Annotated in this window: 23 protein-coding genes and 1 tRNA gene; 7 read left to right on the forward strand and 17 right to left on the reverse strand. The window is 45.6% G+C overall.

What is annotated here, in order from left to right; genetic code table 11:
* Positions 1–77: 77 nt before the first annotated feature.
* From EHS89_RS14650 to EHS89_RS14695, 10 genes are all read right to left on the reverse strand, one after another.
* The gene (locus EHS89_RS14650; protein WP_148091902.1) at positions 78–1,418 is read right to left on the reverse strand and encodes a hypothetical protein; all 1,341 of its coding nucleotides are present in this window, start codon (positions 1,416–1,418) and stop codon (positions 78–80) included.
* Between the two features lie 724 nt (positions 1,419–2,142).
* A complete protein-coding gene (locus tag EHS89_RS14655) occupies positions 2,143–2,628 on the reverse strand; it encodes an HAD family hydrolase (RefSeq protein ID WP_211340349.1) in 486 nt (161 codons plus the stop codon).
* Between the two features lie 37 nt (positions 2,629–2,665).
* Positions 2,666–2,956: a hypothetical protein gene (locus tag EHS89_RS14660; RefSeq protein ID WP_124926906.1), complete on the reverse strand. Its 291-nt coding sequence runs from the start codon at positions 2,954–2,956 to the stop codon at positions 2,666–2,668.
* A gap of 270 nt (positions 2,957–3,226) precedes the next feature.
* Complete coding sequence (locus tag EHS89_RS14665) at positions 3,227–3,934, reverse strand: hypothetical protein (protein ID WP_124926907.1); 708 nt, start codon at positions 3,932–3,934, stop codon at positions 3,227–3,229.
* Between the two features lie 102 nt (positions 3,935–4,036).
* Complete coding sequence (locus EHS89_RS14670; protein WP_124926908.1) at positions 4,037–4,531, reverse strand: hypothetical protein; 495 nt, start codon at positions 4,529–4,531, stop codon at positions 4,037–4,039.
* Positions 4,532–4,645: 114 nt separating this feature from the next.
* Positions 4,646–5,506, reverse strand: a complete 861-nt coding sequence (locus EHS89_RS14675; RefSeq protein ID WP_124926909.1) for a trypsin-like serine peptidase — start codon at positions 5,504–5,506, stop codon at positions 4,646–4,648.
* Positions 5,507–5,597: 91 nt separating this feature from the next.
* Positions 5,598–6,077, reverse strand: coding sequence for a hypothetical protein (locus EHS89_RS14680; RefSeq protein WP_124926910.1), 480 nt, complete (start codon positions 6,075–6,077; stop codon positions 5,598–5,600).
* A gap of 419 nt (positions 6,078–6,496) precedes the next feature.
* A complete protein-coding gene (locus EHS89_RS14685) occupies positions 6,497–6,943 on the reverse strand; it encodes a hypothetical protein (RefSeq protein WP_124926911.1) in 447 nt (148 codons plus the stop codon).
* Positions 6,944–7,039: 96 nt separating this feature from the next.
* Positions 7,040–7,300, reverse strand: a complete 261-nt coding sequence (locus EHS89_RS14690) for a hypothetical protein (protein WP_124926912.1) — start codon at positions 7,298–7,300, stop codon at positions 7,040–7,042.
* Between the two features lie 965 nt (positions 7,301–8,265).
* Positions 8,266–8,342, reverse strand: a tRNA-Met gene (locus tag EHS89_RS14695).
* Between the two features lie 133 nt (positions 8,343–8,475).
* On the opposite strand from EHS89_RS14695, the gene EHS89_RS14700 reads away from it, so the two are divergent.
* Complete coding sequence (locus tag EHS89_RS14700; RefSeq protein ID WP_124926913.1) at positions 8,476–9,090, forward strand: DsbA family protein; 615 nt, start codon at positions 8,476–8,478, stop codon at positions 9,088–9,090.
* 80 nt (positions 9,091–9,170) lie between these two features.
* Here EHS89_RS14700 and EHS89_RS21515 read toward each other — a convergent pair whose 3' ends face one another.
* Positions 9,171–9,614, reverse strand: coding sequence for a cold-shock protein (locus EHS89_RS21515; RefSeq protein ID WP_276330366.1), 444 nt, complete (start codon positions 9,612–9,614; stop codon positions 9,171–9,173).
* A 196-nt stretch (positions 9,615–9,810) separates the two neighbouring features.
* Here EHS89_RS21515 and EHS89_RS14710 point away from each other — a divergent pair, with 196 nt between their 5' ends.
* Together EHS89_RS14710 and plsB are read left to right on the forward strand one after the other, a co-directional pair.
* Positions 9,811–10,020 (forward strand): SlyX family protein, encoded by a 210-nt coding sequence (locus tag EHS89_RS14710; protein WP_124926914.1) that lies wholly within the window; start codon positions 9,811–9,813, stop codon positions 10,018–10,020.
* Between the two features lie 39 nt (positions 10,021–10,059).
* Positions 10,060–12,456 carry a glycerol-3-phosphate 1-O-acyltransferase PlsB gene (gene plsB / locus EHS89_RS14715; RefSeq protein ID WP_124926915.1) on the forward strand — a complete coding sequence of 799 codons (2,397 nt, stop codon included), beginning with the start codon at positions 10,060–10,062 and terminating at the stop codon, positions 12,454–12,456.
* Here the strand turns inward: plsB and EHS89_RS14720 are convergent.
* The 5 genes from EHS89_RS14720 to mpl form a co-directional block, all read right to left on the reverse strand.
* Positions 12,433–13,233, reverse strand: coding sequence for a class I SAM-dependent methyltransferase (locus tag EHS89_RS14720; RefSeq protein ID WP_124926916.1), 801 nt, complete (start codon positions 13,231–13,233; stop codon positions 12,433–12,435). The genes plsB and EHS89_RS14720 overlap by 24 nt on opposite strands.
* 57 nt (positions 13,234–13,290) lie before the next feature.
* The gene (locus EHS89_RS14725; RefSeq protein ID WP_124926917.1) at positions 13,291–14,094 is read right to left on the reverse strand and encodes an undecaprenyl-diphosphate phosphatase; all 804 of its coding nucleotides are present in this window, start codon (positions 14,092–14,094) and stop codon (positions 13,291–13,293) included.
* Positions 14,095–14,142: 48 nt separating this feature from the next.
* On the reverse strand, positions 14,143–14,844 hold the full coding sequence (gene tsaB / locus EHS89_RS14730) for a tRNA (adenosine(37)-N6)-threonylcarbamoyltransferase complex dimerization subunit type 1 TsaB (RefSeq protein ID WP_124926918.1): 702 nt from the start codon (positions 14,842–14,844) through the stop codon (positions 14,143–14,145).
* A 94-nt stretch (positions 14,845–14,938) separates the two neighbouring features.
* Positions 14,939–15,565 (reverse strand): flavin prenyltransferase UbiX, encoded by a 627-nt coding sequence (locus tag EHS89_RS14735; protein WP_194468923.1) that lies wholly within the window; start codon positions 15,563–15,565, stop codon positions 14,939–14,941.
* Positions 15,566–15,569: 4 nt separating this feature from the next.
* The gene (mpl, locus tag EHS89_RS14740; RefSeq protein ID WP_124926920.1) at positions 15,570–16,970 is read right to left on the reverse strand and encodes a UDP-N-acetylmuramate:L-alanyl-gamma-D-glutamyl-meso-diaminopimelate ligase; all 1,401 of its coding nucleotides are present in this window, start codon (positions 16,968–16,970) and stop codon (positions 15,570–15,572) included.
* Positions 16,971–17,208: 238 nt separating this feature from the next.
* Here mpl and EHS89_RS14745 point away from each other — a divergent pair, with 238 nt between their 5' ends.
* Both EHS89_RS14745 and ppa read left to right on the forward strand, forming a co-directional pair.
* A complete protein-coding gene (locus tag EHS89_RS14745; protein ID WP_124926921.1) occupies positions 17,209–18,180 on the forward strand; it encodes a class 1 fructose-bisphosphatase in 972 nt (323 codons plus the stop codon).
* Between the two features lie 124 nt (positions 18,181–18,304).
* Entirely contained in the window at positions 18,305–18,838 is a 534-nt protein-coding gene (ppa, locus tag EHS89_RS14750) for an inorganic diphosphatase (RefSeq protein WP_124926922.1), read from the forward strand.
* Between the two features lie 134 nt (positions 18,839–18,972).
* Here ppa and EHS89_RS14755 read toward each other — a convergent pair whose 3' ends face one another.
* Complete coding sequence (locus EHS89_RS14755) at positions 18,973–19,899, reverse strand: DUF808 domain-containing protein (protein ID WP_124926923.1); 927 nt, start codon at positions 19,897–19,899, stop codon at positions 18,973–18,975.
* A gap of 194 nt (positions 19,900–20,093) precedes the next feature.
* Here EHS89_RS14755 and EHS89_RS14760 point away from each other — a divergent pair, with 194 nt between their 5' ends.
* Entirely contained in the window at positions 20,094–20,939 is an 846-nt protein-coding gene (locus tag EHS89_RS14760; protein WP_124926924.1) for an AAA family ATPase, read from the forward strand.
* A 13-nt stretch (positions 20,940–20,952) separates the two neighbouring features.
* Entirely contained in the window at positions 20,953–22,128 is a 1,176-nt protein-coding gene (locus EHS89_RS14765) for a vWA domain-containing protein (RefSeq protein ID WP_124926925.1), read from the forward strand.
* Positions 22,129–22,222: the final 94 nt, after the last annotated feature.

The raw sequence follows: 22,222 nt of genomic DNA on the forward strand, positions 1-22,222 counted from the left end.
TTGCATGCTTATCACCTTAATAGAGGGGAGGATTACAGCGTAACATTTCAATTACATCCCCCCAGCAAACATCCCAGCTAAAGCTTCATAATGTAGGCTAATTTCACAAATGGCGGCAGATTGTTACTCTTACCGACCGAAATAGCATGGGTATGCTCAGGTTTCGGCTGACTGTACTTTGATCCAACACCAGGGCGAGCTTGCCAGGTTGATTTTGTCTTTATGCTGGTTGCAGTGTGAGTATGACTGACAGCCCCTCCTACTACACCCACCTCATCAAAAGCTTTACCTCCCAGAATAAAACGATCTCGCAGGTCGGGCGTACCCTCTTCTCCATTACACAAAGCCCACCCCTGCGGAGCTAACAAATAAGAACTTCCGGCATTATCCGTTTTAAGGTTTGCTTCGGTGGGCCGCCAGGCCAGGACCGTTCCTTTCGGTACACCATAAACGTTTTCTGGCAGAGGCGGCAAACCATGATCCGCTAACAACGCGCGTGAGCGCGTATAGGCTATCGGTAACAAGTTCCAATAGTTTCGAGCGGTAGCCTGAATCGGAGCACTGTGGATTTTTATTTTTCCATCCCGCATATCCTTGAGCATGGTCAGAATATCATCAAGGTTGGTGAGCACACCGGGGCGGCGCTCGTCGTCAACATAGAGCCCCCCAGAACTAGCAACAAACATCAGCTCAAGCTTACTATTCGAAAGAATTTGTCGGTTCTGATCGGTAATACCTCCAGCGGCGCTACCAGACACAAACGTTGCCTTAAAAGCGGCCTTTATCTCGCTACTCTTGCTGGAATCAGCTTCCGTTATCTTGCCACGTACCGCAATTCGATAACCATAGGTTACTGCAGAGATATAGTGTGAACCAAAATCGAGTAGAAACTGCCGCCGGAAATCAGGATCACTGGCACTGGCACCTCCACCTTCATAATGCGGCTTGCTACTCTCATTCCACTCTATACGTCCGTTGGGAACAACATCTGATAGGTCGCGAACGACACCTTTAGCATCCAGCACTGCGTAAATAGAGTGGGAGGATTTTCGTTCCTGCCGTGCCTGCTCGTAAGCTGCATCAGCAGAAGCAAAACCATAAGCCCCCTGAAAGTATGCTGCCAGAGTATTCGCCTCTTCACGCACGGACGTTGATTCTACCAGACGAAAACTTTCTGTCAGCGTATAGTCTTTGGTGGGCACCCCAGCTAAGCGTTTAGGACCCAAAACATTGAGTGGTTGACGTCCAATCCGGCGCTGTGGTGCACCAGGGTCAGACATATCGACGCCATCTCCAGGGTTTAATTTACCCTCACTGATAAAGCCGGGGTCGACCTGATACTGATCGCGACTAATGGTGTAATTATTAAAATCTGGAACTGAGGGCTGTTCCTGAAGCGTTGTTGCTTCCGAAAGCATAGCCCCGGTGTCTGACTTATTCGTAGCCTCAGCCTGCGGCTCGCTACAAGCCACCAAAAAGAATGGCAGTAGCAGATAAAAAGATAATGAATTAATCCGATCTAAAACTGTTTTCCTGGTTACTGAAAAAACCTGCTTCGTCCTCATTTTCAATCTCCCTCATCCCGAATAAAGGGCCTTTAGACACGAAAACGTTTCAAAGCTGGTAACTTTACTGGCGAACTACTGGCCAGCTCAAACATCAGGTATAAAAGCTAAAAACCACCCCTTGCCCAATCCCAGCCCTAAGGCCTAACATCCCTTTTCCAAGGCACTATCGATAACACAATAAAAACGATGTAATGCATCTTTATTGCCTAAGGAACCTGCGCACAAGCCCCTAACTTAATGATCAACGCCAAAGCGAAAACCACAACAAGACACCTGCTGAATAGCACAACCAATATGACTAATGAGAAGGCACCAGGATTGCAGATTCAGCAAAGGCACCAAGAAATAACACTGAAAGAACTTCACAGCACATCCCTGATGCTGGACTGCCAATAAGTGACAGTTACTCTTCAATAGTAGTCTAAATATTGATAGAAAGGCCTAGAGCCTACAGTGCTTTGCTAATAGACAAACGATTGTTGGTTAAATATTGAGGAAGGAAACAGCCAGCTGTATTTTGTCCTGCTTGAGTAACTTGTTAACGAAGCCGCAACCCACAACCGACCTGTATTAGTTACATATACAATTCACGTAAATTTTTAATTACTTTCACATTATCCAACTCTACGCCTGTGTCACATTGTGTAAACCATATAGGTTGAATACCAGCAGAAATAGCAGGCTTAATATCTTTCTCTAGATTATCGCCAACCATAGCAACACTTTCAGATGATACATTTAGTTTATTGAGGATTGATTCAAAAAATTGAGGGCTTCCTTTTGACAATCCCAGGTTAGCTTTACAAAAATAGCCGGATATAAATTGACTTAAACCTACCCGATAAAAAGCTCGTTTGATGTCTAATTCCGTTGAATCGGCAGCACCCGTAGCTATGTACACTTGTGAGTGCTTAGATAATTCTTCTAATGCTTTTTTAGCTCCAGAAACAGCCTCAACAACTTCCCAATTACACATCTTGCCAGTAGCATCTGGGAAATCGACCATTAAAGTGTCACCCCAATCAAAAAGATATACGCTTATCATTAAATCTTCCTGCACATATAACACCCTGTTTTTGTCCTTGTTTAACCGATTGTTAGCTTTTACATACGCTATAGTCAAAATCTTTGGGGACTTCGTGAGGCATTTTATCAGCTTGAAAATATCCCCATACAGAAAACAGAATCAAACAGACAGGAAATAGCAGATGAAACATTGATTTTACATTAGCTTTCCAGCCCCTGAGAATTTTAGTGGGTTTATACACTTTCATCCCTTTCGGTGGGAACTGTTTATCAATAAGTCCCTTATACCCAATTGGAACTAATGCTATGCCGAACATTAGAGCAGTCAGCAGAGGCAAACCAACAAATATCGAATACCACATTACAGAAACCCCTGAAAAACCTAGCGGAGTGTGGCAATGGGCAGTATCAACATACCAGTTAATAAAAGGGAGATACCATTTTTCATTAATTATAAGACCCAGCACACCCAGTAGAATGAATAGGGATATTCTCTTAAACTTTTCTGACTTTGAAAACTCTTCAGCGTATTCGATAACTATTTCCTTGAGTAAAGCTAACGATTTGCATCAGAGGTCAAATTGAACGCGTAGCGGGCAATTTGATCCGGCTGCATGCGTTTGTTAGCCGATTCATTTAATCTCAATACTATTTTCAGTTAAAATTACATCATATCCATCGTGGTACTCGATCATTTCACCTGTGGAGCCGCTCTGATAGTCTAAGACGAACGAGTTGTAATACTGAGGTATAGGGCCGAACCGTAAATATAGAAAATCGTCCCGGCCGAAATATTGCGATGCTGGTATGCCATGATCCGTGTTATCACCAGCGTATGCATTTCTAATATCTGGCGGTTCAGAAAATGTATACCCTACCCAGGTTAAAGAGATAGGCTTACTCAATCCATATGAGTACCCTTTTAGGTCGTAACGCCACATATCGGTAGAATTCTTCTTCACTGGTGTTTTAATATGGTAGTAGCGTTTTTCCCATTCCTCTCCCGCAGCATAACCGTTCTTCGGGTGAGTGAAGGTAAGAACTGATCTGCGCCTTGTTACTCCTTTTTCGCCAAACTCCTTGCGAATTTTGATTAGAATTTCTTCCGCTTCAATATTTTTTTCTTCTATTGCTTTTATAGCGGCTTCTACCCTTTGTTTTGCAGCTGCATCTAGCTCTTTATCGACTATTGAGCCGAGCTTTGAATATGTAAATCCAAAAAAGGCAAGAGATGCGGCAGCAAAAACCGAAAACGACAAAACTACAGCCTTACGATCCGATTTGTAATCGTAACTCAAAGAATCCAAGTCTTTCCGTAGTTCGGTGACTTCATCAGTCATACTATTTCCTCCATTATTCATTGGCTAACGCCTTGCTAAACGGATGCCTGTTTTTGGCGCTCCGTTTTAAGCACCTTGTTAGGCATTGTGAAAATAATCACTTTATTTCCAGACATGAATTAAAAGTGCTATGACAATAAATATAGTTGCGACAATAGTAAGTGAATTTACTATTTGCATGATGGAATATCTTACTATTAGTTCGGAGCGTATATGTTCTTCATATTCCTTTAGATCTCGATCTCGATCTAAGCCAAAGCTTCTTAAGGCTCGCACAGAAAGAATAACTAAAGAAATATAAATTATTGCATCAATCGTAACTATAACTCCTTCAGGTGATTTATTCTCTAGTTCACTACTCTGCAAGATGAAAAGGCATACGCCTAGCATCAACGATAAATGGCCAACCATTGTTGATGCTCTTTCATGCAATGTAGATAAAGTGAATGCAGAATATTCTCTCCAATCTTTTTCAAAATATAATTGTTCGTTCTGTAATCTACGAGATATTCTTTCGTAGGGCACCAACAGATTTACAAATGGAATAAGAATAAAATCTAATATTTTATAAATAAATTCTGGTAAGTTGATTTTCATATTTGTACCGCAAAATTCCCTATATTGAGCTGCCTAACGCCGCGAGCACGGGCGAGGAGCGCAGCGACGAGTCCAACCCGCTTGCGGTTGTTCGTGCCTTGCCTTGTTAGGCTTTTACTCGGAAATAACATTTACTTGCCTATTTTTCATATCTTGGTCGGCCGCTTCAAGCAGCTCTTCAATTGCAGACACATGCCAAACCTTCCCAAGATCAGACTCTGAATTAACTCTGCCGGCATATATTCCAAGGAATTCCCATGCAATATTTCCGGAGATACTTGCAGACACTCTGCCGTCTTTGACGCTGCGATGGCCTGAGGTGCGGAATGCGATAACAGGAGATCCCGACTGACCTTGCCGTGTTCTACAATCTATGAGGAACGTTGGATTTTCTTTAGTTACTAATCCTAGCTCTTGAGCAAGAAATCCAGTTGCCCATACTGGGAGCTTGCCACTAGTTGAAAGCCCAAAAGGAAAGCCTATAACACTTACAGGCTCTGCGGGGCTAATAACCATTCCTACCCGATCAAGATCAAGTTTCAAATAATAGGGCAGCTTGAGAACATCTGAACCCCATTTTAGATTTAGCGCCACGATATCAGCATCTGTCCCCAGAGTCGGGTGTTCTATCCAAAATGGGCTGCCATCTTCTCGATAAAGCGGAAGCTCTATCTTTTTCCAACTTCCAATATTTTTTCCAGGCTTGTGAAAATGGATAATTATTTTGTTAGGAATACCGAGTGTTTTACTCAAACACTCTCCAGTATCCTGATGTCTCCCAGTAACATTGTGCCTATTAGTTATTAAGGTGCAATGTGAGTCCCTATCATTTGAAACTAGGGTTGCAGTTCCTGTACTTAATAGCTGTTCGTCAAAAAACATTTCAATAAATAATGATTTTAACGATGGCAGTTCAACGTTTAATGGATAGCGCTGATCATCCGAGCTTTCGTTGCTTACTGATTCTTGTCCCATAACTTCCTGTGGAGCCTAACGCTTACGGCACGGGCGAGCGTAGCGAGTCCAAGCCACGAAGTGGCTGAACGTGCCCGTACTTGTTATACGATTATTGCCAAAGTTCATTTTTTATATGCAGCTTCAGGTTAGTTGCTATGGAATCAAGTTGTTCATATTTACTTAAATCAATTGAACCCGAGTTCGCTGTTTTCAGAATAAGCTTGGTTATGACACCATTTTTCGAACTCTTTTTCACACGTGTAACGCTACTCCATGGCAGAGTTTCGTACGTATCAAGGCCTTTTGATTCAAGACCGTCTTCAGTTATTTCGATATGATGAGACTTGGCAAAACTCAAAAAGCGCTTAGCTCCTAGTGCATTTGCGCCTACTGCCAACACAGCTGTAACACCAAAAACAATGAGAAAACCAACCCAATCAAAGCCTTCTTCATATGAAGGTAGCGAAAATATTGCTGCTAGCACTACAACATATAATAAAACGAAAAATGGCCCTCTTTTTCGTTTTGTTAACTCACTTTGTTTTATTTTGTACACTGCGGCCTCACAAGCGTATAACGCCTTTAGCATCGGCCGGCTGTAAGCCGGTCCAGCCCCACAGGGGCGATGCTGCCTAAACTTGTTAAGTGCTAAAACACTACATACCTGCGATGCTCGCAAGGATAGCTGTTACAGCACTAAGAATTATAAAAATACCCAGGCACTTTATTGCCTTGGCTCGATATTCACGTCCCTTCAATGTAAGACCACCTGGCACCCAAACAGCGTTAGTAAAATTGAAGGAGGTGAGGTAGTTATTTTTTACTACATCCTTATTGGTATTTGATAGCGCCTGATAGAAAAAGTACATGCTCCGAAATAAGGCGATGCCACCGATAACAATAGTTATGGCAAAGCTGATCAATACGACACTGATACCTAGTATTTCCATGTGCACTTAACGCCAAAAGCATGGGCGCATGCTTTTTCGCGTCCAATGCCTTTTTTTGTTAAGTTTCTTTAGCAAAAGAAACTATATCTTCTATTTTATCTCTTAGCTCAGCTTTAGCCTGACTAGGAGTACGTTTTTCGCTCGGATACATAACATTTTCCCTTGATAAGGCATTGGGTAGATGTGTAGTTAGCAGATTATCAAGCAGCTTTAAAGATGAATCAAAGCGTTCACGCTCTCGATCATCTAAGAAATATTTAAATATTTCTGAAGCAACAACTATTTCTTGATGTATGGCTGGTACCATTAAAACTTCCTGCTCTCCCCAATGCATTTCTACATCAGGAATCTTTGATGTAGCACTTATTATGCTTTTTCGGAAATCATTACTGGCTTGGGCTTTCCTAGACGTAACTTCCCTAGTTAGAGCGAGCCTGTGAAAAACCAAATAACCTATGAGCGGTAAAACAGCTCCAGTTAAGACACCAAATATTGTAATTTCCATCAGGCCATCCAGTGTTGCCAATTAGATTGAAAACTTAACGCCAAGCAAAGCGGCGCAGCTTGCTGCGTCCTTGCTTGTGCAACTTGTTATATTGCATTAGAAACCACCATCATTACTTCCGCTGGTATCAGTTGGTGGAATTATTGTGTTACTGCCACCAGAGCCTGTATCAAGATTTCTGCTTGGAAGGAATTGAAAAAGCACACCACCAATACCTAAGCATGCAATACCAACTAATGGGATCCACTCTATTTCCGATGTACCCATATAACTTTCAACAACATATTTAAGAGCAATAGATGAAAAAATAAAGTAGAGAAGCCAGCCAAATAAACTTGTCCCTGTTTTAGTATCCACGATGCTCCCTCATGCGATATAACGCCGTGCACAAGGGGCAGCCGGAGCGGTAGCGTAGGCTGTCCAGGCCGCGCCTTTAGCGGCCGACTTGCTGCGCCTTGTTAAAAGCACGTCGTTGCACTCCACTTTACATTACCTTTTAGTTTCAGTACTGCACACACAAAAGATACCGTGCACAGTGCTAGCAATAAAGCTGAACCAGATGTTGCCGCCAGTTTAAGGCGGCACTGATACCTTTGCTTGGAAGAAGCCTTAGCAACCAAGCCTATAATTTTTTATGCTGCCTCGATTTTTACGAGACCTAAGTCTTTAAGCTTCCGCTCTGTAACTTACGAGCAAGTTCCTTTGCCTTAGCCACTGGCCCTTATCGCCAAAGGACTTTTAACATTTTAATAGTGTGCATGCGCGTTTTGCTGCCAAGACTATGACGGCGAAGGGGAGGTAACAAATTGAAACCAAAGCGGTATTCTGAAGCACGTTGTTTTTCATCCCCTGAAAACGCGCATGCGCGTTATTCTTCCTTGCAACAGGCACAGTATTTCACCTGTTGATAACTGTAATAGCCTGATATTGGACGAGCTTTCTGAGTTATTCAAGTAACAAACCGTACCTAATAATTATTGTCGAAGAATCAAAACGTGCTAATAAAGCAAATCTTTCCGGATATACTGTTTGTATATACAAAAAACAGCTCTGAGTTATCCACAAAGTTCTGATCGTTACTCGCTAGCCCTTCCGTTTTTATAAAGAGCAGAGCCCGACGCTTTCTTTGAATCACAACTAAATTTCAGGCACAAAAAAAGGCATGTCTTTCGACACACCTTTAATTATTACGTTGGTAGCGGGGCCTGACCTGTATTGATGACCTTCCCGAGCGGTTATAAAGAGTCGAGCCCGACATTATTCTTGCTTCTTATTTCAGGCAAAAAAAAAGCCAACCTTTCGGTTAGCTTCATCTTTTACGTTGGTAGCGGGGGCCAGATTTGAACTGACGACCTTCGGGTTATGAGCCCGACGAGCTACCAGGCTGCTCCACCCCGCATCAACGTGGGACGCATAGTACTGATCACCCCATTGAATAGCAAGAAAAAATAATAGTTTTCAATTAATTAATAACTATGGCTATTATATGAACAGACGCTATCTGACGCTTTAGCCGTAAATGGAGGGCCAGAATGACTCTTATCTATGTAATGGATCCAATGTGTAGCTGGTGTTACGCCTTTCATCCCCATCTGCGGGACCTTATAAGCCGTCTGAAACCTGGTATTAAAGTACACTGCTACATGGGTGGACTGGCACCTGATAACGATCAGCCGATGCCTGAAGAGCTACAACAAGCCATTGCACAAACCTGGCGGCAAATCGAGCAACGCACCGATACACAATTTAATCATGACTTCTGGCAAGAATGTCAGCCGCGACGTTCCACCTACCCTGCCTGCAGAGCTGTGATTAGTGCTGAATTAACTGCTACTGGCTGCGGCATGATGATGGCAGAAGCGATTCAACGCGCCTACTATCTTGAAGCCAGAAACCCTTCAGACCTTTCAACACTGACAGAATTAGCCCAGGAGATCGGGCTTGATAGTAAACGTTTCTCCGCACAGATGTTCAGTGAAAAAACAGCCCAGACACTTTTTGAGGACCTGGATTTCTGCCAACAGAACGGCATTCAGGGTTTCCCTTTTCTGGGCCTGAAGCTTCAGGACGGACTGGAAGTAATATGCGCAGGCTATTGTGACAGAGACACGCTTCTGCAACGCTGCTCTACCTATGGAATTGTCTAAGCAAAACTTTAGCTCTGCTCTGATATAAAACCCATAAAAAAACGGGAGCTCTCGCTCCCGTTTTTTATGTCATCGAACAATCAGGATGCACGAACAACTGAAACATCTTCAGCCTGCAGCCCTTTATCGCTATCTTTTACATTAAACCTAACACTCTGCCCTTCTGACAGGGAACGATGCCCACGACCGCGGATATTGCGAAAATGAACAAATACATCATCGCCATTATCGCGGGTAATAAAACCAAAGCCCTTGGATACATTAAACCACTTTACCGTACCCTGCTCCCGGCCATCATTTTCATCAGCTTCTTCTTCATCATCAAACGAAGATGCCGATGAAGATGACGATGACGACTGACCTGAGCCGGCAATAACACAGCTAATCAGTACAACAACAAACACAACGACTAAATCTAGAACCGGCAACTCGCCTTCACCTGTCAGTGATCCCTGAAACAAAAGGATCGCTGCTGTAGCAAGTGCACTGACAACAACACTACGTATCAGTTGATTAACACTCATATGAATCTCTTATAATTAAATTAAGTTGAAAAAACAGACAAAGCTACTGCTAAGCAGAAACCCGACAGTTCTATATACCCACTTTCACTCAATTATTCAACAGCTTAGCCACTTAAAGCGTGTAGCATTAGCATAATTGGGTATAATTGGGGCAAATTAGATCGCCGATTAGTATTCGGCATGGGAAAAGAGCGTTATGAACCAGCAACAAAAAATTGATGATCTGGAGTCCAGAATTGCATTTCAGGAAGATGCAATTGATAAAATGAGCCAGGAGATGGCAACCCAGGGTGCCGAACTTGAACGGCTTAGCCAAATTGTGAAAATCTTAAATCAACAGATCAAACAAGTGGCACCAGAAAATATCAATGCCCCTGAAGATGAAGCCCCTCCACCCCACTATTAAGCCACACCAATTACTCGTACTTTAAAAAAGGGTTTAGCCATGTCTCTAAGGAGCAGAGTCAAAGAATACAGCTATAAGTTATTCTATAAGCCCTACTACAAAATTATGTCCCGGTTACTGATCAAAAAAAGAGTTATTGATCACAACCGCGACAGCCCGGTTCCAGGGCAGCCAGTTTATATTATTGAAGCCGATAGAGCCTCGCACTACCAGCTAATCAACAACAGTCCTGATATCAGCCATACCCCAGGCCCGGTTTTCAGCCTTCAACAACCTGAACAATTTCACCAACACCTCTGCGACCTGATCCACGCACAGCAGGATAATCCTCTATTGGACTACCACCTCATTCCGGTAGGTATCTACCATGGACAGATGCCGCGCAGGGAAAACAACTGGATTCGCTTATTGTTCAGCGAAAACTGGCTTAAAAACTCGCCCTTTAACCACGCTATGCAACTACTGGTTAATGGCCGACAGACACTGGTCCGGTTTAGTCCTCCGCTCAGGCTGAAACCTTTACTCGACAATTCCCTGACTGCTCCTACGCAAGCAGATAAAACAACACAAATCCTACAGAGTTATTTTCATAGCTCTCGAAAGGCCATGCTGGGGCCGGACCTCTCCCACCGTCGCACGTTACTAGAAGAAGTCCTTGGGTCAGTAGAGATAAGAAAGGCAATAAAGGAACAAGCCTTACTCACTGGAGAATCGGAGCAACACTTAGAACAACAGTGCCGTAATAACCTTAATCGGATCGCCGCAAACTTCAGTCCTGTCACCGCACGGATGTTCCATCGCGTTTTAAAAATGGTATGGCGCCGGCTTTATAACAATATTCGTGTCATCAATGCAGAAGCCCTGCAGCAAAAAAACCTGCACCAGCAATTGGTTTATTTACCCTGTCACCGAAGCCATCTGGACTACCTGCTACTTTCCTATATGTTGTTTGAACATGGCATGATGCTGCCTCATATTGCTGCCGGTGAGAATCTGAACATTCCTATCATAGGCCCTTTGCTGCGAAAAGGCGGGGCTATTTTCATGCGCCGCAGTTTTCAGAATGACCCACTCTATGCCAAATCATTTAAGGCATACATGCAGATAATGTCTGAGAAAGGCAGTTCATTAGAGTACTTTATCGAAGGCGGCCGCAGCAGAACAGGGCGCTTACTGCCCCCTAAAACCGGTCTGTTAAGCATGACCATCGAGAACTACCTGAAAAACCCTGAACAACAGATCAGTCTGGTTCCGGTATGGATCAGCTATGACAGGTTGGTTGAAAGTAATAGCTATCAACAAGAACTGGCCGGAGAACATAAACGCAAAGAATCGCTAGGCTCTTTGTTTTCCTCCTGGCATATCTTGCGGGAAAAGTATGGCGAAGCCAGCCTTGCATTTGGTGAGCCCATCCCACTCACAGGAGCGAACTTAAATAGATTCGCTGACCAGAACCATACAGGGGTAAAAGAGCAAACAATAAATCTTGCCGATGAACCGTCAAAAGCACAGTCAAAAGCGGTAACAACCGCTTTGGCGCATAAAGTGATGCAAGGAATTAACCAGGCTTGTATCGTTAACAGTTCAGCGGTTATAGCCACGGCACTACTTGCACGGCCGAATGAGATTCACAACCACAAAGGCCTTAATCGTCAGTTGGTGACGTTAGCAAAACTCTTACCTTCGCTACCTACCCCCCCGCTGGCAATGCCCTCGTCAGAACCGTCAGAATGGCTGGATCATTGTGTCAAAATAGGCATTCTGGATGAGCCTTCCGGCGATCTCATCTCTATTACGGCACGCCAGCATGGCGAGCTGGCGATGTATCGAAACAATATTCAGCACTTACTGATCATACCCGGCATGATTATCCTGTTAATTCAGCGCCTCTCTTCGCCTATGACGTTGTCTGTCAGCAGGCTTGTAGCCCTGCTCTACCCCTTCCTTAAAGGGGAACTATTCCTATCCTGGTCAATCGAGCAGATTAACGACCTGGTCAAGCAAAACCTGATTCAATTACAACAAAACAAACTTATCACTAAACAGGGAACCCGCTGGGCTTTAGCAGAAAACGAAACCTGCTTTACCCTTATTCGCACCACCGAACCCACATTACTGCGTTACTATATCTGTCTGGCGATACTGAATCGCTATCACACGATGTCCAAGAGCGATCTGCTGGAAAGCTGCCTGAATCTTGCCGAGCAGAGTCATTCATTGTTTGGTTTTAGCTCAAAGGAATACGCAGACAAAAAGGTATTTACCACCTTTATCGAGTTGCAATGCCAGCTCGGAATGTTCAAACAGCAGGAAGACCAGATCAGCTTTAACGGTCGGGGTAATATTGATTCATTACTAAAGCAGGCCAGCAAGATATTACAGCCGCCGTTAGTTGAGTTTATTGGTGAGAAGCTAGCCCGCGACCAGACTTTTTAAAGGATAGATATCGTAACGACTGGACTTCCCACTCAACTGATACCCTGGTTCAGCACCATGGATAACAGGTGCTTTGCGGGGCCGTTTTACCACAACACGGTACTCAGCTGCGGCCAGAGCAGCGTCTAATAACGCTTCGGCATCGCTATCATCGCCGACAACATCCCGAAACACACGCATCTCTTTCTTAACCATGGCCGATTTATCGGTATGGGGAAACATAGGGTCTACATAGACGACCTGAGGCCGCTGATCAGAGCCCGTCACAGATTGCAGCCAGGTAATGCTATCCGCATTAAGCAGTTGCATGCGCGCCGCAATATCAGCCACTTCGGCATCTGCTTTAGCCAGTTGCAGGCCACTTTCCAACAGTGCATGAATAATAGGTGAGCGCTCAACCATCTGTACTTCGCAACCCAAAGTAGCCAGGACAAAGCTATCCCGGCCTAATCCGGCAGTAACATCAGCAACAACAGGACGAATCGAGCCTTTAACACCAACAGCTTTAGCAATCATTTGACCTTTACCGCCACCAAACTTACGCCGATGGGCTACTGCACCTGACACAAAATCAGCCTGCACCGGCCCCGGTGCTTTTTTGCCGGTCTGCTGTAATCGTCGACTACCCTCTTCACAGATCAGTAATTGATTATAGGACTCATCCCGCAGATCAAATTGCTCTAACAATGGTAGTTTAAGTCGGACAGACAATGCCAAGGCATCTGTACGCCCGGCATCACCAATAAAACAAACAGCTATATTCGATGAATCATTCATCCGAAATCAAACCCATATAAAATTATGACTTACAAACTATGACTTATAAATAATGACTTATGCCATAAAATATACTGCCAATAAAACAAAGCCCAGCAACATACGGTAGATAACAAATGGCAACATGCCAATTTTATCCAGCCATTTCAAAAACAGATGAATACATGAGTACGCACTGAGGGCTGCAACTAATGAACCGGCAATCACCATCGTCCACTGATCAGCCGTGCCGGTTTCAGCCAGATCCAGTCCTTTTAACAAACCCGCGCCAAGAATAACCGGGATAGACATCAGAAAAGAGAACCGTGCAGCAGCCTGACGTTGAAGGCCGAGCATAAGGCCAGCTGTAATAGTAATACCGGAACGCGATGTACCAGGAATCAGCGCCACCGCCTGAGCAAAACCTATAAACAGAGCGTCCTTCAGGGTTATTTCTTCCAACACCCGCCGCTCAGTTCGGCTAACATCCGCCCACCATAACAGCGCACCGAATATCAGTGTTGTGCCAGCAATAACCAGTATGCTACGACCATATAGATCTATGACAGAACCGAGTGTACAACCCGCTATCAACGCCGGCACTGTTGCCCAGATAACGAACCAGGCCAGCCTGGAATCAGTACTTTTCCCTTTACCTGAAACACTACCAAACCATGCCACTAACATACGCCAGATATCCTGACGAAAATAGATTATTACCGCGGCCAGTGAGCCTATATGAACACCGACATCAAACGCTAATCCCTGATCCGCCCAACCCAGAACCTGAGAAGGAAGGATAAGATGTGCTGAGCTGGAGATAGGTAAAAACTCCGTCAAGCCCTGCAATAACGCCAAAAATACTACCTGAAACCAATCCATGTCTGTTATATCTCCGTTAACAATCAGACCTTGCCATTAAGAACGAATCTACTGTCCCTTCTTCTTTTGTTCACTTATCTTTTTCCAGGATATTTCATCGCGCAGATATACCGGCTGAGCCAGCTCTGCTGAAACCCAGTCCTTACGTGCATAAGCATCGACTGCCAGCTCAGCAATGGCTGCAGCTGAAGGATAGATATCCAGCACCGGATCAGATACAACCTGCTGCACTTCTGCAGGCATATCATCCAGATACAACCAGCCTTTACCTGCTGCAAACCAACGTTCAGCTGATGGCAGAGACATTGCAGAGGGTGCGACGACAAGTTCCGGCATCATCGCTTTTGGCAACCCCTTATCTAACTGGTAAGCACAGCAATAAAGCTCATTCATTCGGGCATCCAGTGTACTGGCAACATAATCAACATTGTGATCACGCATTGCCTGCAAGGCGATCGCAGCCAGAGTGGATGTAGGTAAAACCGGCAAGTCTGCAGCAAATGCCAGCCCCTGAGCTGCGCCAGTCGCAATACGAATACCGGCAAAAGACCCCGGCCCGCGACCAAATGCGATAGCATCAAGCTGACTCACTTTCAGTCCCGCCCCAGCCAGGATCTGCTCCACCATAGGCAGTAACTGTTTGGTGTGCTGACGGGGAATAATTCGGAAATCTTCCTGTATCTCACCATCAACTGAGATAGCGACAGAACAGGCGTCAGTGGATGTATCCAGTGCTAAAATCTTGGCCATTATTGATCTACTATTTTGGTCTGCTAACCAGCTCTTTAAAAAGGAGTCTGTGCTTGAAGTATGAGCTGTAAGGCGTGCATTTTAATCGCTACGCTCAGGAAAGGCTATCCTCACCCCAACGCGGTAATAACTGCTGCTCTATCTGTAACTGATTCAGAATGCGAGCCACCACGAAATCGATCATATCTTCTATCGATTCGGGCCGGTTATAAAAGCCCGGGCTGGCAGGAATCATCACAGATCCCATACGCGTCAGCTTTAACATATGTTCCAGATGAATCTCTGAATAAGGCGCTTCACGAGGTACCAGAATCAATTGTCGCCGTTCTTTCAACGCGACATCGGCTGCCCGTTCAATCAAATTATTACTGGCACCAACAGCGATCGCAGATAAAGTACTGGTTGAACAAGGGCAAACCACCATTTTCGACGGCGCACCTGAACCTGATGCAACCGGCGCCATCCATTGTTCGCGACCAAACACCCTGACCTGTCCCGAAGCGGCATTGAAACGCTGGCTAAGATACAACTCCTGCTCTTTTGCCGTGCCCGGCAATTGCTCGTCGGTCTCAGTGGCAATCACCACCCGAGCGGCCTTCGAGATCATTACCAATATCTGACAGTTTGCAGCGACCAGACACTCCAGTAAACGCAGACCATATTGCGCACCAGAAGCACCGGTTATGGCCAGGGTAATCCGATCATGAAAGGGTTTTGTCACACTTTTATCCTCCATTAGCATATTTGCTCTGTAACGCCTGGACCATTCGGGTATGAATTCCCCCGAAGCCACCATTACTCATTATTACAATGTGACTACCGGGCTCGGCCTCGCTACATACTTCACTGATAATCTGTTCAGTATCGGTAGCCAAAACCGCCGGAACATTACTGGCACTGATAACATCGTCTAGCGACCAGTCCAGTCCTTCAGGCTGATACCAGTAAACTTTATCCGCCTGGGTTGCCGACGCTGCCAACTGCTGCCGATGCATACCCATACGCATAGTATTAGAACGCGGCTCGATTATTGCGATAACAGGGGCATCACCAACCTGCGCCCGCACACCCTGCAGTGTAGTTTCAATTGCAGTAGGGTGATGAGCGAAATCATCGTAGACTTTGATAGATTCAATTTCACCGATCAACTCCATGCGTCGCTTAACACCACCAAAGTTAGACAGCGCCTCAATGCCATGCTCTATCTGAACCCCAACATGACGTGCCGCGATCAACGCCATCAAACCATTATTCACACTATGCCGACCTGTCATACCCCATGACACAACACCTGCAGCTTCACCCTCATGCAGCACTTCGAAACGACTACCATCTGCATTTAACAAACGGGCCTGCCACTGCACACCATCAACTATGACATTTATATCTTTTTCAGAAATAGAGGCCCGCACAACCGGCGTCCAACATCCCTGCTCCAGCACCTGTTCTAAAGAGGGCTCTTCAGCGGGCAAAATCACCTGACCATTTGCCGGCACTATACGCACTAAATGATGAAATTGACGCTGAATCGCAGCCAGATCATCAAAGATGTCAGCATGATCAAACTCAAGGTTATTCAGAATAACGGTACGCGGCCGGTAATGAACAAATTTTGAGCGCTTATCAAAAAACGCTGTGTCATACTCGTCCGCCTCTATGACAAAGAAAGGACTACCACCTACTCTAGCAGAGCGATCAAAGTTCTTTGGCACGCCTCCAATCAAAAAACCCGGCTCCATTTTGGCATACTCTAACAACCAGGCCAGCATTGTCGCTGTTGTGGTCTTGCCATGGGTTCCGGCGACAGCCAACACCCATTTATCCTGTAGCAGATGTTCCGACAACCATTGCGGTCCGGAGGTATAACGCAATCCCTGCTCCAGCATATATTCAACACAAGGATTACCCCGGGTCATCGCATTACCAACGATGATAATATCCGGCGCTGGTTTAAGCTGGGACGGATCAAACCCTTCAATCAGCTCTATACCCTGAGCTTCTAGCTGCGTACTCATCGGTGGATAAACGTTAGCATCCGATCCGGTTACCTGATGACCCAGCTCTTTTGCCAAGACGGCAAGACTGCCCATAAAAGTGCCGCAGATTCCCAGAATATGTACATGCACAGCCAGTGTCTCCTGATTTACCACTATGATTTCAATGGCGCTATGATAACAGCTTACTCAACATAAACAGTCGAGTTTCTTAGAGCATTGCTACAGCAAGCGCGTGCTACTTAACGGATCATTACAAAAATCATCTGTTTTTGAGTCTTTTTAGCCCCAAAAGCTGTGTAATTCCCAACCAATTCAGCGTAAAATTGCCACAACTTTTCCAGTCACCAAACCTATAGGTTTACGGCACATGTTACTGCTAAACCAGCATCTGAAACATAACGATACTTCCGATGAACTGATCGAACTGATCGACAGTCTGATGCTCTCTTGTAAAGAGATCGCTATTAAACTGCGTGAAGGCGCCCTCGCTGGCGTATTAGGCACTTCTGAAGGAGTCAATGTTCAGGGCGAAACCCAGAAGAAACTGGACATCATCTCTAACGATATCCTTAAAGCAGTACTACTGGATAACCCTACCGTTGCCGGCGTCGCCTCTGAAGAGGAAGACCACCCGGTTCCAGGCAACCCTGATGGCAAATATCTGGTCACTTTTGACCCGCTGGACGGCTCATCTAATATCGATGTAAACGTATCTGTAGGAACTATTTTCTCTATCCTCGAGTGCCCTGAAGGCGTGAGCGGCGGAGACGATAGTGCGTTTATGCAGAGCGGCCGCAAACAGGTTGCTGCAGGTTATGTTCTGTATGGACCTTGCGCTGTATTAGTGATGACCACAGGTCAGGGCGTTAATATGTATACCCTGAGTCACGGTGGTGACTTCATCCTTACTGAAGAGGCGGTAAAGATCCCTGAACAGACTCAGGAATTCGGCATCAACATGTCGAATCAGCGTTTCTGGGAGCCGGAGATGCAGAGCTACGTTAACGATCTGCTGCAAGGCGAAGAAGGCCCTCTGGGCAAACGCTACAACATGCGTTGGGTCGCTTCCATGGTTGCCGAAGTACACCGTATTCTGACCCGCGGCGGTATATTTATGTATCCATGGGATAAACGTGATCCGGCTAAACCGGGTAAGCTACGCCTGATGTATGAAGGCAACCCTATGAGCTTCCTGATCGAACAGGCCGGCGGCTTAAGTACCACTTGTTACGATGACATCATGGACATTCAGCCTGAGAAGATTCATCAGCGGGTTGCTGTTGGCCTTGGCTCTAAAGCTGAAGTTGAAACCATGCTTAAGTACCACGTCAAAGACTAACCCAATTACATACTGAATACGCTTTATGCTCTTTAAGTCGTATTCAGTTTTTAACCTCTGGCCGTATATAATGCGGCCTTTGGTTTGAATTCAGATTTCAACACTTTTAACAGGAAGGCGACACATGAGCTTCAATAAAGTATCTGCTGGTAAAGACCTGCCAAACGACATCAACGTTATCATCGAAATCCCGGCGGAAAGTTCTCCGGTAAAATACGAGATCGAAAAAGAAGAAGACGCGATCTTCGTTGACCGTTTCATGGCGGCGCCTATGTTCTACCCTGCAAACTACGGCTACATCAACAACACTCTGGCCGATGATGGCGATGCGCTGGACGTTCTGGTTCTGACTCCATACCCGGTTATCCCAGGTTCTGTTATTCGCTGCCGTCCTGTTGGCGTACTGAATATGACCGATGAAGCGGGCGAAGATGCCAAGCTGGTTGCAGTACCACACGACAAGCTCACTAAGGCTTATAAAGATGTTAACGACATCGCAGACCTGCCTCAGCTGACTCTGGATCGCATCAAGCACTTCTTCGAGAACTATAAAGGTCTGGAAGAAGGTAAGTGGGTTAAGGTTGAAGGCTGGGACAATGCTGACGCAGCTAAAGCGGCTATCATCGAATCCCAGAAAGCATACGAAGCAGCTAAGTAATTTCTATTACTGATCCGGCTTACTGGTATTAACCTGCCAGTTAGTAGCTGCCAATAAAAAAACCTGCTTAAAGCGGGTTTTTTTTATGCATCCATTTATATTCGGACTCTTTTCTACAGGCTCTTATTAACAATCTATGCCGCTTCAGATTTCCCGACTATTTTCTTGCTTAGCTCAATAATCAGTAGCACTAACCCACCCGCTATTACCCCAACTAACGCCTCAAGCAATATCGGCAGCAACATTGCGGCTAAAGCCACCATATCACCGGTAAGATGCTCGATAAAGTGATGCAGAAATGGCAAGCCATGCACTAAAATTCCGCCACCCACCATAAACATTGCAATAGTGCCAACCACGGACAACGCCTTCATCAGTTTTGGCGCCGTCGCCAGTATACCTTGTCCTAACTTACGGGTTATCGCACCGGCTTCAGGCTTTTGCGCCAGATAAAGCCCCAGATCGTCCAACTTTACGATTCCAGCAACCAGCCCATACACGCCCACAGTTACCAGCATAGACATACCGATCAGCACCCCCAGCTGAACTTTTAATGGTTCAGCCGCAACCGTTCCCAGTGTCAGTACAATAATTTCTGCTGAGAGAATAAAGTCTGTACGAATAGCGCCTTTGATTTTCCGCTTCTCAAACTCAAGCACATCCTGCTTAGTTTGAGATAATACTGACTTCAATTCAGCCCGATGCGCCGCATCTTCTTCAGCGGAGTGGAGAAACTTATGGGCGACTTTTTCGAAGCCTTCGAAGCACAGAAACAATCCCCCCAGCATTAACAAAGGCACGATCAGCCAGGGGATGAAGTAGCTGATAGCCAGGGCACCCGGCACCAGAATTATTTTATTCAATAACGAGCCTTTCGCTACTGCCCAGACAACCGGCAGCTCACGATCAGCCTTAACCCCGGAGACCTGCTCAGCATTCAGCGCCAGATCATCTCCCAGTACACCTGCAGTTTTACGCGCGGCCACTTTAGTCATACCCGCTACATCATCAAGCAGCGAGGCAATATCATCAATCAGAACAAGTAAGCTGGATCCAGCCATGAACATCCCTTTCCTCTATCATTAATCAACAAAGCATACCTCAAGATAATGACTATCGCTGCTACTCAACAACTGGAAATAACACAAACAGGGCAATTGTTTGTCCTTTATTATCAACTCTCTCACAAAACCTGATACATTTTTTCTGTTAAAATCAGAATCTTTCGTAATAGTCACACTAAGGGTAATGTCCGATGAAGTTTGAAGGTACCGAGCGCTACGTCGCCACTGATGATCTGCGGATGGCAGTTAATGCAGCAGCCACTTTGCAACGCCCACTCCTGATAAAGGGTGAGCCAGGTACTGGTAAAACCATGCTGGCAGAAGAAGTCGCCCAGGCTTTTGGCAAGAAACTGCTACGCTGGCATATAAAATCTACGACTAAAGCTCAGCAAGGACTCTATGAATATGACGCGGTATCCCGCCTGCGGGACTCCCAACTAGGTGATGACCGGGTCCACGATATCGCCAACTATATTAAACAAGGGATGCTATGGCAGGCATTCGACTCTGAAGAACAGGTCGTATTACTGATCGATGAGATCGATAAAGCGGATATCGAATTCCCTAACGACCTACTGGTTGAACTGGATAAGATGGAGTTCAGCGTTTACGAAACAGGTGAACGGGTTGTCGCTAAACAGCGCCCGATCATAATCATTACCAGTAATAATGAAAAAGAACTGCCTGATGCATTCCTGCGCCGCTGTTTCTTTCATTACATCAACTTCCCGGATGCTGAAACAATGAAGCAGATTGTGGATGTTCACTTCCCCACGATCCAACAAAATCTGGTTAATGAAGCGCTGGAGATATTCTTTCAGGTACGGGAAATTAACGGACTAAAGAAAAAGCCTTCAACCTCCGAACTGATCGACTGGCTTAAGCTTTTACTGGCGGATAACATTCCCGCCGATCTGCTACAAAACAGAGATAACTCCCAGGCCATCCCCCCACTATACGGTGCTCTGCTAAAAAATGAGCAGGATGTTCACATGCTTCAGCGTCTGGCCTTTATGGCTCGTCGCGAAAACCGTTAAGCCGGTCTGAACTATGCTAGTCGACTTTTTCTACACCCTGCGTAAAGCGCAGGTGCCGGTAACCATCAAAGAGCTTCTTACGCTGCTGGAAGCATTAGAAAAGAATCTTGCGTTTGGTAGTTGGGATGACTTCTATCTATTAGCGCGTACCTGCCTGGTGAAAGATGAAAAGTACTTTGATCGTTTTGATCTGGCTTTTGGTCATTACTTTAAAGGCCTTGCGGAGCTACCTGATCCTTTTGATAACGTTGTGCCTGAGCAATGGCTTGAATCTGACTTTATCAAGAACCTCAGCGATGAAGAAAAAGCCGAGATTGAGCGACTGGGCGGCCTGGATAAACTGATGGAAACGCTGGCCAAGCGCTTTGAAGAACAGAAAAAACGCCACGCTGGCGGAAGCAAATGGATAGGCACCGGTGGTACATCACCCTTTGGCCACAGTGGCTACAACCCCGAAGGCGTTCGCATTGGCGGTGAAAGCAAACACAAGCGAGCCGTCAAAGTCTGGGAAAAACGTCAGTTCAAAGATCTGGATGACAGTGTCGAACTCGGCACACGCAATATTAAAGTCGCATTACGCAAACTACGTAAGTTCGCCCGTACCGGCGCTGCCGAAGAGCTGGATCTGGACGATACCATTCGCTCCACCGCTAACAATGCCGGTCTGCTGGATCTGAAAATGGTACCAGAACGGCACAATGCCGCAAAAGTACTTCTGTTCTTTGATGTAGGCGGCTCTATGGACCCTTATATCAAGCAGTGTGAGCAACTATTCTCTGCGGCGCGAACCGAATTCAAGCATCTGGAGTATTTCTACTTTCACAACTGCGTCTATGAACGAGTATGGAAGGATAATAAGCGGCGCTGGAATGAGCATATCGATACCTTCGATCTGCTGCATACCTATGGGCGTGACTACCGGGTTATCTTTATTGGTGATGCATCTATGGCACCGTATGAAGTCAGCGAGCGTTTCGGTAGCGTCGAGCACCGCAATCCTGAATCCGGCGCGGTGTGGCTACAACGGATACTGGATAACTGGGACAAAGCGATATGGCTTAACCCCAGCCATCCCCGTTACTGGCAGTACACAGCCAGCACCCAGATGATCAAACAGATCATGGGCAACAAGATGTATCCGCTGACGCTGGAAGGCATGGAGGACGGGATACGCTATCTGTCCAAATAGCATTCTCAGCTGAGGAAATAAAAAACAGGCCCGGAGCTGCAACTCCGGGCCTTAAATATAACGGCAGCGACAGTGTTTCACTGCACTAAATGGC

It is taken from the genome of Amphritea balenae (assembly GCF_003858655.1).
GTDB classification, from domain to species: Bacteria; Pseudomonadota; Gammaproteobacteria; order Pseudomonadales; family Balneatricaceae; genus Amphritea; species Amphritea balenae.